Origin of the sequence: Sphingomonas sp. (genome assembly GCF_025362505.1) — a bacterium.
Classification (GTDB): Bacteria; Pseudomonadota; Alphaproteobacteria; order Sphingomonadales; family Sphingomonadaceae; genus Sphingomicrobium.
Window position 1 is genome coordinate 23,983 of the sequence record NZ_JANYGG010000067.1, and the last position, 13,136, is coordinate 37,118.

13 protein-coding genes and 1 pseudogene are annotated in these 13,136 nt (G+C 65.9%); 4 read left to right on the forward strand and 10 right to left on the reverse strand.

Going from position 1 to position 13,136, the window contains the following annotated elements:
• The first annotated feature begins 248 nt into the window (after positions 1 to 248).
• Positions 249 to 2,465, forward strand: coding sequence for a TonB-dependent receptor (locus Q0R27_RS06325; RefSeq protein ID WP_293942448.1), 2,217 nt, complete (start codon positions 249 to 251; stop codon positions 2,463 to 2,465).
• Here Q0R27_RS06325 and Q0R27_RS06330 read toward each other — a convergent pair.
• Together Q0R27_RS06330 and Q0R27_RS06335 are read right to left on the reverse strand one after the other, a co-directional pair.
• Positions 2,462 to 2,905 carry a peroxiredoxin gene (locus Q0R27_RS06330; protein ID WP_293942451.1) on the reverse strand — a complete coding sequence of 148 codons (444 nt, stop codon included), beginning with the start codon at positions 2,903 to 2,905 and terminating at the stop codon, positions 2,462 to 2,464. The genes Q0R27_RS06325 and Q0R27_RS06330 overlap by 4 nt on opposite strands.
• Positions 2,902 to 5,583 carry a bifunctional [glutamine synthetase] adenylyltransferase/[glutamine synthetase]-adenylyl-L-tyrosine phosphorylase gene (locus tag Q0R27_RS06335; RefSeq protein ID WP_293942453.1) on the reverse strand — a complete coding sequence of 894 codons (2,682 nt, stop codon included), beginning with the start codon at positions 5,581 to 5,583 and terminating at the stop codon, positions 2,902 to 2,904. The genes Q0R27_RS06330 and Q0R27_RS06335 overlap by 4 nt, the downstream gene beginning before the upstream one ends.
• Positions 5,584 to 5,695: 112 nt before the next feature.
• Here Q0R27_RS06335 and Q0R27_RS06340 point away from each other — a divergent pair, with 112 nt between their 5' ends.
• Complete coding sequence (locus tag Q0R27_RS06340) at positions 5,696 to 5,839, forward strand: hypothetical protein (RefSeq protein WP_293942455.1); 144 nt, start codon at positions 5,696 to 5,698, stop codon at positions 5,837 to 5,839.
• A gap of 80 nt (positions 5,840 to 5,919) precedes the next feature.
• On the opposite strand, the gene Q0R27_RS06345 is transcribed toward Q0R27_RS06340, so the two are convergent.
• From Q0R27_RS06345 to Q0R27_RS06355, 3 genes are all read right to left on the reverse strand, one after another.
• Entirely contained in the window at positions 5,920 to 6,528 is a 609-nt protein-coding gene (locus tag Q0R27_RS06345; protein ID WP_293942536.1) for a sigma-70 family RNA polymerase sigma factor, read from the reverse strand.
• A 135-nt stretch (positions 6,529 to 6,663) separates the two neighbouring features.
• Positions 6,664 to 6,801, reverse strand: a complete 138-nt coding sequence (locus tag Q0R27_RS06350) for a hypothetical protein (RefSeq protein ID WP_293942457.1) — start codon at positions 6,799 to 6,801, stop codon at positions 6,664 to 6,666.
• A gap of 207 nt (positions 6,802 to 7,008) precedes the next feature.
• Positions 7,009 to 7,809, reverse strand: coding sequence for a response regulator (locus Q0R27_RS06355; RefSeq protein ID WP_293942459.1), 801 nt, complete (start codon positions 7,807 to 7,809; stop codon positions 7,009 to 7,011).
• A 267-nt stretch (positions 7,810 to 8,076) separates the two neighbouring features.
• Between Q0R27_RS06355 and Q0R27_RS06360 the strand changes: the two genes are divergently transcribed.
• Positions 8,077 to 8,364 (forward strand): NepR family anti-sigma factor, encoded by a 288-nt coding sequence (locus tag Q0R27_RS06360; protein ID WP_293942461.1) that lies wholly within the window; start codon positions 8,077 to 8,079, stop codon positions 8,362 to 8,364.
• A gap of 36 nt (positions 8,365 to 8,400) precedes the next feature.
• Positions 8,401 to 9,927 (forward strand): histidine kinase dimerization/phosphoacceptor domain -containing protein, encoded by a 1,527-nt coding sequence (locus Q0R27_RS06365; protein ID WP_293942464.1) that lies wholly within the window; start codon positions 8,401 to 8,403, stop codon positions 9,925 to 9,927.
• 231 nt (positions 9,928 to 10,158) lie between these two features.
• Here the strand turns inward: Q0R27_RS06365 and tatC are convergent, their stop codons facing one another.
• The 5 genes and pseudogenes from tatC to Q0R27_RS06390 form a co-directional block, all read right to left on the reverse strand.
• Positions 10,159 to 10,962: a twin-arginine translocase subunit TatC gene (gene tatC / locus Q0R27_RS06370; protein ID WP_293942466.1), complete on the reverse strand. Its 804-nt coding sequence runs from the start codon at positions 10,960 to 10,962 to the stop codon at positions 10,159 to 10,161.
• Positions 10,959 to 11,369 (reverse strand): twin-arginine translocase subunit TatB, encoded by a 411-nt coding sequence (locus Q0R27_RS06375; protein WP_293942468.1) that lies wholly within the window; start codon positions 11,367 to 11,369, stop codon positions 10,959 to 10,961. The genes tatC and Q0R27_RS06375 overlap by 4 nt, the downstream gene beginning before the upstream one ends.
• Positions 11,370 to 11,569: 200 nt before the next feature.
• Positions 11,570 to 11,776: pseudogene (locus Q0R27_RS06380) on the reverse strand (twin-arginine translocase TatA/TatE family subunit); the annotation flags it as partial.
• A 35-nt stretch (positions 11,777 to 11,811) separates the two neighbouring features.
• Positions 11,812 to 12,378 (reverse strand): SMC-Scp complex subunit ScpB, encoded by a 567-nt coding sequence (scpB, locus tag Q0R27_RS06385; RefSeq protein WP_293942470.1) that lies wholly within the window; start codon positions 12,376 to 12,378, stop codon positions 11,812 to 11,814.
• Complete coding sequence (locus tag Q0R27_RS06390; RefSeq protein ID WP_293942472.1) at positions 12,378 to 13,127, reverse strand: ScpA family protein; 750 nt, start codon at positions 13,125 to 13,127, stop codon at positions 12,378 to 12,380. The genes scpB and Q0R27_RS06390 overlap by 1 nt, the downstream gene beginning before the upstream one ends.
• Positions 13,128 to 13,136: the final 9 nt, after the last annotated feature.

Sequence of the window (13,136 nt, forward strand, 5' to 3'; positions counted from 1 at the left end):
TATTGCTCCGGTTGCGCGACGTGCCGTTGTGCGTCCGGGATCGTGGCGAATGCAATGCCTTAAACACAGCCGGTAGACTGGCGCATCACGACTGATCTCTCCCGTTCGTCGAATGTCAGCGGCGGTTCAGCTTGGCATGGGTAGCGGGACGCAAAGATATGTTGTTACGGGGCTCACCACTGAGCATGTCGCTCCGTCATGCCCTTTCCTGCCGCCGCCACGGCGCTTAACCCGAGTTTCCCGGTTCCATGACCCGTTCGACCCTGTTGTCCTGCGCCGCGCTGGCTGTTGCCCTGCTTCCTGCCACGCCCGTCTGGGCCGGCGACCTTGTGCCGCCGGTGGGCAATTCGCGAGATACTGGCGAGGTTGCGCCCGTTTCCGCGGTCGCATCCGCGACGCCGTCCGCGCCTGGCAGCACGGGCGAGATCGTCGTGACCGGGCGGCGGCTCGATACGGCGCGCGATTCGATCGCGCCGGCGCTGGGCGCGAGCGACTATTCGTTCAGCCGCGCGACGCTCGACAAGCAGCCCGGCGGCGCCAACCTCAGCCTCGCCGCGACCTTGCTTCAGGCCCCCGGCGTGACCCAGGACAGTTATGGCGCGGTCCATGTCCGCAACGAGCACGGCAATCTCCAGTATCGCCTCAACGGGATCATCGTGCCTGAAAGTATCTCGGGCTTCGGGGCGACCTTCGACCAGCGCATCGCCAGCTCGATCGACCTGCTCACCGGCACGCTGCCCGCGCAATATGGCTATCGCACGTCGGGGGTGATTAACCTCAAGACGCAGTCGGGGGCGTTCGCCAACGGCGGCGAAATCGGTGTCTATGGCGGCAGCCGCGGCACGATCCAGCCCAGCGCGAGCATCCATGGCTCCGAAGGCCACTTCAACTATTTCGCCAGCGGTTCCTACCTTCAGAACGACATTGGGGTCGAGAACCCGACCGCGAGCAATAATGCGATCCACGATCAGACCAAGCAGTACCGGGGCTTCGTCTATCTGTCGGACATCCTCTCCGAAAGCAGCCGCATCTCGGCGTTCGGCGGTACTTCGATCGGCCGGTTTCAGATTCCCAACGTGCCTGGTCAGTCGCCTGCGTTCACGGTCAATGGCGTGTCCGATTTCGACAGCGCGAAGCTCGACCTCAACCAGCGCGAGGTCACGCACTATGGCGTGCTCGCCTATCAATATGCCGGCGAGAATCTGAATTTCCAGGTGGCGCCGTTCGTGCGCTATTCGCAGACACGCTTCACCCCCGATCCCAACAACGGCGACATCATCTTCAACGGCTTTGCCGATGCCGCCAGGCTGTCGAGCCTTGCCGCTGGGGTGCAGGCCGACGGATCGACCAAGGTCGGCGCCAGCCACACCGTCCGCTTCGGCCTGTTCTTCCAGAATGAGCGCACGCGCACGGCGGTGACCTCGCGCGTGCTGCCGGTCGATGAGGACGGCAACCCATTAGTCGGCATGGCCCCCTTCTCGATCGCCGATCGCGGCGGGCGCAACGGCCAGCTGTACGGCGCCTATCTCCAGGACGAATGGTCGGTCACGCCCAAGCTGACGATCAACTATGGCGCCCGCTTCGACATCGTGCGCGCCTATACCCGCGAGCAGCAGCTTAGCCCGCGCGTCAACATGGTGTGGGTACCGACCAATGCCGTCACGCTCCACGCCGGCTATGCGCGCAACTTTACGCCGCCGCCGCAAGAACTGATCGGCGCGCCGACGCTGGCGCTGTTCAACGGCACGACCAAGGCCAGCGAGATCACGACCGCCGACCCGGTGCGCGCCGAACGCGAGCATTATTTCGACGCCGGGATCGAGATCCACCCGGCGCGCGGGCTAAAGCTTGGACTCGACAGCTATTACAAGCTCAAGCGCAACCTGCTCGACGAGGGCCAGTTCGGCTCTGCGCTCGTCCTGTCGCCGTTCAATTACGCCAAGGGCTATGCATGGGGGATCGAGCTCAGCGGCAACTACACGCGCGGGCCGTTCGACGTTTATGCCAATGTCGCGCACGGGCAAGAGAAAGGCAAGAACATCAATTCGAGCCAATATTTCTTTGCGCCCGACGAGCTCGCCAAAGTCAGCAACCGCTATATCTTCACCGACCACAGCCAAGACTGGACCGCGTCGGGCGGGGCCAGCGTGACGATCCGCAATGGCCCGGGAACGCTCGTGCCGACGGCCAGCTTCATCTACGGCAGCGGGCTGCGCAAGGACGATCCCAACCCGCTCACCGCCATCCCCAACGGCGGCAAGCTGCCGGCCTATTTCACGATGAACGTGGGAATCGCTCAGAACTTCACCGGGCCGGGGCCACTCAAGGGGATGACGCTGCGGGTCGATGTCGCGAACCTGTTCGACAAGTCCTATCTCATCCGCGACGGGTCTGGGGTCGGCGTCGGCGCCCCGCAATATGGCGCGCGGCGGGGCATCTTCGCGGGGCTTTCGAAGAAGTTCTAAACGGCCTTCAACACTTCCGCCGCGTGGCCCGGGACCTTGACCTTGCGCCACGCCTTGGCGACCTTGCCGTTGCGGATGAGGAAGGTGGCGCGCTCCATCCCCATATATTTGCGGCCGTACATCGACTTTTCGACCCAGGTGCCAAACGCCTCGCTCAAAGCGCCGTCGGCGTCGCTGGCGAGCGGGACCTTGAGGTCGTATTTGGCGATGAACTTATCATGTTTCTTCATCTCGTCGCGCGATACACCGACGACCCGCGCGCCGGCCGTGGCGAAATCACCGGCGAGTTCGGTGAAATCCTGCGCTTCGCGGGTGCAGCCCGAGGTGTCGTCCTTCGGGTAGAAATAGAGCACGGTCGCTCCCGGCGCTTCGAGATCGATGGTCGAGCCGTCGCTCAAGCGCAGCGTCGCCGCCGGAACCGCATCACCTTCGTCGATCATGACCGCTTCACCTCTTGCCAGAATGAAGCGATCCTTTGCCGTGCTGCGGCCTGCGCTTCAAGCAGCGCGTCCCAATCGGGCTGGCCGCACGCTTCGGCGACCAGCGCGCGGCTGGCGGGGGCGGGCTCGCCGCCGTGCGCGACGAGGCGCAGGATGACGAGCATCCGCAGCAGCAGGCGCATGTCGACGTCGAGCGCGGCGTCGATCAGGCCCGCATCGGCAAGCTGTTCGATCGCAATCTCGAGGCTGGGGTCGAGCCCGACGCCGTTCGTGAGCTGGAGCGTGTGGATCGCGAACTCGAGGTCAACAAGCCCGCCTTTGCCCAGCTTGATGTCGAGCGGGCCAGCGGCGGGCTTGTGGCGCGCCATGTCGAGCCGCATCGTAGCCGCGTCGGTGCGGGTCTTCGCCGCGTCGCGTGGCGTACAGAGGAGCGCGTTGACCATTTTGACCACCCGCTCGCGCGCCGCAGCACTGCCGTAGACCGGCCGCGCACGGCACAAGGCCATATGTTCCCACGTCCATGCTGCCTCGCGCTGGTAGGTGCCGAACGCATCGAAGCGGACCGCCAGCATGCCCTTGGCGCCTTGCGGACGGAGACGCGTATCGACCTCGTACAGCGGGCCGGCGGCGGTGGGGACGCTCAGCGAGGAGACGATGCGGCTGGCGAGGCGGTTGTAATAGTCGGTTGCGGTCAGTGGCTTGGCGCCGTCGGACGAAGCCCCGGCGGGCGCATCGAACAGGAAGATGAGATCGAGATCGGAGGCATGGGTCAGCGCGCGCCCGCCGAGCCGGCCAAGGCCAAGGATGACCAATTCACCACCCCTGATCCGGCCATGGGTTGCGGCGAACTCGTCGTGGGTGGCGCTGGCGAGAACCTCTACCGCGCCCTCGGCAAGGTCGCTGTAGCCGCGCGAGATGACTAGCGGATCGCGGTGCGCGGTAACGAGCTGGACACCGTAGGCGAAGCGGCGCTCGTTGACGATCCGCCGCGTGATCTCGAGCGAATGGTCGAGCGGGCCACCGGCGATGGCCGCGGCGAGATCGGCGGCGACGCGGACGGCGCCGGCCGGCTCGGCGAAGCTCGAATCGTCGACCAGCCCGTCGAGCAAACCGGGCCTCCGGGCGAGTTGGTCGGCGAGGATCGGAGCGTGGCTGAGGATCTGCGCGAGCAGCCGGGCAAGCGCCGGGCGCGCTTCGAGCAGGCGGAACAGATTGACCCCGCTCGGCACCCGCTCGATGACGTCGGCAAGACGGTTGAGCGCGTGCGACGGGTCGCCCGCGGCGGCGATTGCGGTCATCAGCGTCGGCAGCATCGCCTCGAATGCAGTTTGCGCGGCGATCGAGCGCAGCGACCGTGCCCGCCCCGAGCGCCAGTCGGCGATGCGGCGGGCGGCGGTATCGGGGTCGGCGAACCCGATGTTCTGCAGTTGGTCGCGGAGCTGCTGGGGGTCGGACGAGAGCCGCTCACCAGCTTCGCTGACCAGGGCATCGAACTGCAAGCCGACCGCGGCGACATGGGGCGCGAGGCTGGCGATCAGCGCGCTGCCGGCGGTCAGGCCGGATAGCCGGGCAACGCCATCGAGCGCCTGCGGATCGGCGGGCAGGCGGTGGGTCTGCTGGTCGTTGACCATCTGCAACCGGTGCTCGGTGGTGCGTAACGCGCGGTAGGCGGCGGCAAGGCCAGCGGCGATTTCGGGCTGTAGCCAGCCGGCGTGGTTCAGCGCGGCGAGCGCATCGATCGTGGCGGGGGCGCGCAGGCTCGGGTCGCGGCCACCGTGGATCAGCTGCTGGACCTGGGCGAAAAATTCAACCTCGCGAATCCCGCCATTGCCGCGCTTCAGGTCGAACCCGGGGCCGATCGAGCGGCCTTTCTCGTAATGGTCGCGGATGCGGACCGACAACTGCCGGATTTCGTCGATTGCTCCATAATCGAGCGCGCGGCGCCACACGAACGGGCGAATTTCATCGAGGAAATGCGTACCGAGCGCGACGTCCCCCGCAGCGGCGCGGGCGCGGATGAAGGCGGCGCGTTCCCACGGCAATGCCGAGCTTTCGTAATGGGTGATGGCGGCGTCGACTGGCAGGACGATCGGGGTGATTTCGGACGACGGGCGAAGGCGCAAGTCGACCCGCGCAACATAACCGTCGGCGGTGCGCGCCTGGAGCAATTCGACCATCCGTCGGGCAATCCGCGCTGCGCTTTCGCCGGGATCGTCACGCGGGCGGCGCGGAAGGGCGTGCGGATCGAACAGCAGGATCAGGTCGACATCGGACGAGTAGTTGAGTTCGCGGCTGCCGAGCTTGCCCAGCGCGAGCACCGCAAGGCCGCGCGGCTCGGCGCCCGGCACGCGCTCGGCGATCGCCTGGACGAGCGCCGCGTCGATCGCGGCGTCGGCAAAGTCGGACAGCGCGCCGGTGACCCGTTCGAGCGGCAATTCGCCCGCGAGGTCGCCGAGCGCGACGGCGAGCGCCAGCGCCCTGCGGCGGCGGCGAAGGACGGCTCCGATTTCGCCTTCGCCACTGGCCAGCGCGAATCCGATTGCCGCGTTGCTTCCATCATCGACGAAGGTCGCCACCAGCTCGGGAAGGAGCCGCGCGGCATCACGCAGGAAGGGCGCAAATTCGATCGCGCGAGCGACCGCGGCGGTGCGTTCGGGCGGGCCAACCGTGTCGTTCATGCCACGCAACCCACTTCAAATAGGATTATAAGGGAAACATACCGGCTCACCGCCCGTTTATGACGCGATGACTCGATCACGTCACTTGTTGAAGGGCACGGAAGCCGATCAGATGAATCGTCGTATGATCAAGGTCGAATTTCCGCCGGCTCAGGCCGGCATCGCCGCTGCCCTGCGCCGTGCGTTCCAGGCGTTGCCGCTGGATCAGGATCCGTGCGCGCGCGACATTGACGAGTTACTCGCCCGGCTCAGCTAGACCATGATTAAAGCCTGATTCACGCTTCGGGCGGAAGAGCGGAGCGCTGTCACCTCAACCGATCAGGCTCTCGGCCAAAATCAGGCGATCTCGCCGGGTACGGCGTCACGTTCGCGGCTGAGTTCGTCGACCTGGCTCATGATCGTCTGAAGCGCGGTGCGGTTGGGGTCGGTGATGTGCTGTCGGCGCGACGGCAGTTTGCCCCCAGTCAGCAGCGCCTCCAGAGCGACCCGTCCGCGCGCGACGCGGCTCTTGATCGTGCCGACCGCGCAGCCGCAGATTTCGGCTGCTTCTTCATAGGCGAACCCGCCCGCGCCGACCAGGATCAGCGCCTCGCGCTGCGGCTGGGGCAAGTGAAGCAACGCGCGCTGCATGTCGCCAAGCTCGATATGCTTGTCCTGGCTGGCCGGCGCGGCAAGGATCTTGGCTGCGGTGATATCGTCCCATTCACCCTTGAACCGCGCGCGGCGCATCTGGCTCAGGAACAGGTTGCGCAGGATGATGAAAGTCCAGGCGCGCATGTTGGTGCCGGCTTGGAACCGCTTGCGCGCCGCCCAAGCTTTCAGAAGTGTTTCCTGTACGAGGTCGTCGGCGAGATCGCGGCTGCCCGAGAGTGAACGGCCGAAGGCGCGCAAGTGCGGGATGACCGCGCCGAGCTGGTCCTTGAACTCGTTATCGGGCAGCGGCACCGGCTCGGGGCGCGGCGGCTCGACATAATCGTCATCGTCTTCGTCGCTGGTCACAATCCCCACCCTATCAGCTGCTCGCGGCCAAGGGTTCGCGAGCCTTTGTAAGTCACCAAGCGCTCCGTGGATCCTAGAAGCTCAACGGGCGATGAACAAGATGATCGCAAACAGTGCTACGACAAGGATCAGCCCATAGGTCAGCACATTGCGGGCGACGCCCGGTGTGCTGCCGGCCCGCGCCTCGGTCGTGGTGAGATGTTCCTGTTCTTCGGCCATGCTGTGCTGTGTCCCCACGAAGTCGTTCGGTTCGCAGAGGCAACGAAGCTTGGACGTCCATGTTCCGCTTTGTTGGCGGTGGCCTTGGAGCCCGATCGGTCGCGGCGGAAGCACTCCGCGCTTACGCCGATAGGGTGAGCCAGCCCTGGATCATCCGTTAGTCCGTTATTCGCGCCTTAGATCATTTCAATCCAAAACGATCATGGTCTAATCCGCCGGAATGGTCGCCGCGTCGAAGAACAGCGCCTGACTGATCGCCGCCTTGACCGTCGACCGCTGGAACGGCTTGGTGATCAGGAACGTCGGCTCGGGACGGGTGCCGGTCAACAGCCGCTCGGGGAAGGCGGTGATGAAGATCACCGGCACCGAGAATTCGGCAAGGATGTCCTTGACCGCGTCGATGCCGCTGGAATCGTCGGCCAGTTGGATGTCGGCGAGGACAAGGCCCGGCGGATGCTGGCGCGCCTGCGCGATCGCCTCGTCGCGGGTGACAGCGACGCCAGTGACGTTATGGCCAAGGTCGCGGACGATCGTTTCGATATCCATCGCGATGATCGGTTCATCCTCGATGATCAACACGTTGGCGAGCGTCTGGCGCTCGATCTCGGTCAGCGCCTCAGTGACGAGGCTGTCGACGTCGTCGGGGCCGCAACCGATCAGGAAGGCGGTGTCTTCGGTCGAAAAGCCCTCCAGGCTGGTGAGGAGGAGCGCCTGACGCGACAGCGGCGTGATCCGCGACAGGCGCGCGCGGGCGATCCCCTCGGGATTGTTGTAGCCGTCGCCGGGCTCGTCGCCCTCTTCGATATTGGCGCTCGACCAGATCGCGTGGAAGGTGCGGTAGAGGCCGAGGCGCGGATCGACGTCGCGCGGGAAATCCTCGGGGCTGGCGACGATTGCCTCCAGCGTGGCGCGAACGAACGCGTCGCCGTGCGCCTGGCTGCCGGTCAGGGCGCGCGCATAGCGGCGCAGGAACGGAAGGTGTGGAGCAAGGTCTTGACCAAGCGACATCGGCGGTGGAACTCCTGTTTCGGGACGCGTCGGCCCTTTTGGGCGTGGGCTGGCGTCGATGCAAGTGCGCGAAATCGCGGCCGCGGTCGACAGGCGCGCGAACAGCGCCCCCTTGGCGCATGTCGAACAGTGGAACAAAGCAGCGCGGCTTTGGTTTCCCGTCACGGGATTCAATACCGCCTTGCGCCAATTGACGCTGGGCGGGAGCGGTCCTAGTTGCGACACACTGTTGATGTTCTGACGATTTCGCTGTGACGCGTAAAAAATATGGAGCGCGCGCGCGAGCGTCGCCCGCCCGAGGGGGACGAGAGGTTGAGTGGCAGCAACGAAGCCGATCCGCAAAGTGGCGCCGATCCGCAAATCCGGCGCGCTGGCGACGCGGGTGCCGGTGAAGATAAAAGCCAGGGCGGCGAAAAGGGGACCAAGGTGGCACCGAACAAGAAACCGCCACGCCGACCAACGGACGTCGGTCGCGCGCTGCGGTCGGTCTACGACAACACGCTGCGCGAGGATATTCCGGCCGATCTCAAGGATCTGCTTGGCCGGCTCGGCTAGGAACGCGGTTATCCTTCGTTCCGTGAACTACTTCTGATGGCCGCATCCTTCGCCCGGTTGCCGACCGCTGCCAAGCTGTTCCTGCTCATATCGCTGGCTTTGCTGCCGATCGGGCTGGCGATGATCTGGACGGCGCGGACCGGAATCGATCGCGCCAACGCCGCCCTCGACCAGCGCGCCAAGGAACAGGATCGGGCCGCCTCGCGCGCGATCGAAAGCCTGATTGCGCGCAACGCGCTTGCCCTGCGAATCGCGGCGAGTAGCGCGCTCGCCACTCCGGACGCCAATGACTGCGAGGAAGCACGGCGGTCGCTGGCGATCGCGCCGGCGGTATCGCGCACCTTTTCAATTGAGGGACCCGACGGCAGCGAGCATTGCAACACGCCGGAGTTTCGCGCTCCCAATGGCGCGCGCTTCGCACCACCGGGTGGAATCGCGCTGTGGATCGACCCAGTCGGAAAGGCGCTGTTTGTCCGGGTCGGCGTGGTTGACGGGATGGCGACTAACCGCATTTCCTTTGCCGAGGTCGCCAGCGCGGCGCGTGACGTCGCGACCGATATAGTCGGTCTGCAGGTAGATGACGGGATCAACAGCACCGCGATCATCGGCGAGCAGAGCAACGAGCGCATCCGCCGGGCCCATGCGACCATGCACGACATCGCGAACGGCCAGCTTTCGGTGCGCGTTACCGTGCCGACGCAGCGTTTGTCGGCTGGCGAATGGCTGATCCTGCTGCTGCCGGTGATCATGTGGGTCGTCGCCGCACTGATCAGCTGGCTGCTGGTAACGCGGCTGCTGATCCGCCCGCTTCGCCGGCTCGAGCGGGCGGTGGCGACCTATGACCCGAGTGCGGGCGGTTTTACCCTGCCGCGCGGAATCGGACCCGCGATCGAGATTGAGAGCCTAGGCCAGGCGTTCGCCCGCTCGGTCGAACGGATCGAAAGCTCGGAGCGCGAGATGGGCGAGGCGCTCGAGGGTCAGCGGCGGCTGGTCCGCGAGGTCCACCACCGGGTCAAGAACAACTTGCAGGTCGTTGCGTCGCTGCTCAGCATCCACGGCCGCAACGTCACCGGTCCCGAGGGCAAGTCGGCGTATGCGGCGATTGCGCGGCGGGTCGATGCGCTCGCCGTCGTCCACCGCAATCATTTCGCCGAGGGTGAGGACAATCGCGGGATCGCGCTTCGCTCGCTGCTGACCGAATTGTCCGCCGGGCTGCGCGGATCGGCACCGGAGAGCGCGCGGCAGACCTCGATCATGCTCGACGTCGATAGTGCCGCGACGACCCAGGATGTGGCGGTCGCCGCTGCTTTCCTTGTCACCGAGGTGGTCGAATTTTCGATGCTGCGGCTGGCCGCCGCGCCGATCGAGATCACGCTGAGGCGGACAAGCGAGCTTACCGCGCGGCTATCGGTTGAAAGCTCGGCGCTGACTGAAGCGGACGCTGGCGACAAGGACAAGGTGCAGTTCGAGCGGGTCATCACCGGGCTTGCTCGCCAGCTGCGTTCGACGCTCGATTTGCGGCTCGGCCGGATGAGCGTCGACTTGCCGGTTTTCCCCGGCTGAACTTTTTTCGGCCTGCCACGATTTTTTTAAAAAGGCTCGGAACCGGGACCGAATTAAGGACGTTTAAGATCTCGGATAGCGAATTTTGCCCCCCCGCTCTCGCTATCCGATCAAATGGGCCCGGAACCGCCAACCCTCCCCCCCCCGGTAGTGGTTCCGGGCCCAAAATTTACCAGAGCCCGGTCGAAAGATCGGGCTCTTTTTTTGCGGGTGCTTGGCGAGATAGCTCGGCTAGTCGCCGGGAGGGATGGCCGGCAATTCGACCGCGTCGGCAGTGACCTCGGGGACCGCCTTGCGGGCGGCGCGCCAGTGGGTGATGCGGATCGCCACGATCGCGAATTCATACAGGGCGTAAAGCGGCACCGCGAGCAGCAGCATCGACACCGCGTCGGGCGGGGTCAGCACCGCCGACACCGCCAGCACGATCACCACCGCATAGCGCCGCGACTTGCTGAGCTGCTCGCGGGTGATGAGCCCGGCGCGCTCGAGGATCATCAGCAGGATCGGCAGCAGGAAGGCGACGCCGAAACCGAACAGGAAGCGGGTGACGAAAGTCAGATAATTGCCGACCCCGGGCAGCGCCTCCTGTTGGACCCCGCCGATATTGCCCTGATAGCTGAGCAGGTAATGCAGCGCGAACGGCATGGTGACGAAGTAAGCGAACGCCGCGCCGCCGGTGAAGAAGAACGGGGTCATCAGCAGGAACGGCAGGAAGGCGCGCTTTTCCTTGGCGTACATGCCGGGCGCGACGAACCGCCAGATCTGGGTGGCGAGGACCGGAAAGCTGATCATCAGCGCGGCGAAGAAGGCGACCCTCACCTCGGCGAAAAAGGCCTCGAAAATGTCGGTGTAGATGAGCTTGCCCTGCCCCGCGCGAAGCAGTGGCTGGACGAGGATGGCGAAGATTGGCCTGGCAATTATGAGGCACAGGCCGAACGCGACGACCAGCGTCGCGACGCACCATAGCAGGCGGCGGCGAAGCTCGATCAGATGGTCGATCAACGGCGCCTTGCTGTCGTCGAGGTCGCTGATCATGGCAGCTCGCGCTTCGGCAGGTCGAGCGGGAGCGACGGTTCATCACTGGCGGTGGGAGCCGCAACGGGCCGCTCGGAGGGCAGCGGCATCATGTACGGCGGCGCGGCGTCAGACATTGCGGGCGGCTCGACCGGCGCCGGCTGGGCGAGCGGTTCGGGATAGCTGACGGTCGACGGGAATTGCGCCATGATCCGCGCATTCTCATCGCGCCACTTCTTCTCCATCTCCTCGAGCTCGGCCTCGCGAACAATATTCTCGATGCCCGCGGTGAAGTGGCGCGCGTAACCCCGCGCGCGACCGACCCAGCGACCGACGGTCATCATCACCCGCGGCAAATCCTTGGGACCGATGAAGATCAGCGCCGCGACCGCGACGATCAGCAGCTCGGACGAATCGATTCCGAACATTCAGGCGGCCGTGCTCAGTTGGTCGGCTCACCGCTCGGCGGAACGCCGCGCGGCGGCGATGGCGGGGCACTCTCGGTCGGGGGCGAATCGGGGGTCATCTCGACATGGTCAGGATGCGCGTTGGGCGCCTTGGGCACGATCGGCTCGAGCGGGGAGGCCTGGGGCGGCGGGGTATAGGCCTGCGGCGGGAGGGCGTAGGTCGGCTGCTGGGGCGGAAGCTGCTGCGGAGGCGGGGCGAGGCGCGGGTCGGCCTTGCCCTGCCCCAATTCCTCGTCGGCCATGCCTTGCTTGAAGCTTTTCAGCCCCTTGGCGACGTCGCCCATCATCGAACTGAAGCGATTGCCGCCGAACAGGAGGAGGACGACGACTCCGAGGATGAGCCAGTGGATGAGGCTGAAACCGCCCATGATATGCACTCCGGGAAAGGATCGTTGCCCACACCTTAGTCCTCATCGGCGCCTGTTTCCAGCGATAGGCTGAGCGCCGCCTCATCGAGCGGGTCGAGCAGCCCGGCGGCCTTGAGATCGTCGATCCCCGGCAGGTCGCGGCGCGAGGAGAGGCCGAAGTGGGTCAAGAAGGCCGGGGTGGTCGCATAGAGCAACGGCCGGCCGGGGCTTTCTCGGCGCCCGGCGGTGCGCACCCAGCTCGCCTCCATTAGCACGTCGATCGTCCCCTTCGAGATTTGTACCCCGCGGATCGCCTCTATTTCCGCGCGGGTGACGGGCTCGTGGAAGGCGATGATCGCGAGACATTCGGTCGCCGCGCGTGACAGCCGGCGCGGTTCCTCGCGGGTGCGGCGGAGCAGGTGGGCGAGATCGGGGGCGGTCTGGAAATGCCAGCGGCCACCGCGTTCGACGAGCTCGATGCCGTGGCCGGTGTAACGTTCGGCGAGGCTGGCGAGCGCGGCGGAGACGTCGCCCTCTCCGGCATGAAGCGCGATATCGTCGGGGCTGAGTGGGTCGCCCGAGGCGAACAGCACCGCTTCGACCGCACGCGTGAAATCGTCCATCAGGCGATCACCCTCAGTTCGAGCGGCGCGAACGGTTCGTCCTGCGCGAGTTCGAGCCGCCCCTGCCGCGCCAGCTCCAATGCCGCGACGAACGACGAGGCGAGCGCCGACTTGCGGTACAGCGGGTCGAGCGCGGGCGGCAGGAACGCTTCGAGCCGGGTCCAGTCGAGCGCCGCGCCGATCAACCGCCCGACCCGCTCGATCGCTTCCTCGATCGCCATCACCGCGCGGTGGGCGACGATGTGCATCGCCGGCTGGGTGCGCGCCTTGACCCGGCCATAGGCGGCGAACAGCTCGAACGGGGTAGATTGCCACACGGCGCTTCGTGCGAGCCGCAGGCCTTCGGGCGCGCCGCGCGCGAACACGTCGCGGCCAAGCCGGTCACGGCCCATCAGCCGCGCCCCGGCGTCGCGCATCGCATCGAGCCGGGCGAGGCGCTGCTGGAGCCGCCAGGCGAGTTCTTCGGGGCTTGGGTCGGCCTCGGCGTCCCTGGGCAGCAGCAGGCAGGATTTGAGGTAGGCGAGCCATGCCGCCATAACGAGATAATCGGCGGCGATCTCGAGTCGCAGCACCTTCGCGCCGTCGAGATAGGCGAGATATTGTTCGACCAGCGCGAGGATCGAGATTTCGCGAAGGTCGACCTTCTGCGATCGGGCGAGCGTCAGTAGCAGGTCGAGCGGGCCCTCCCAGCCGTCGAGGCTGAGCGTCAGCCCATCATCGGCGTTGCTGAAGGCAAACTCGCTGGTCACGTCACCATT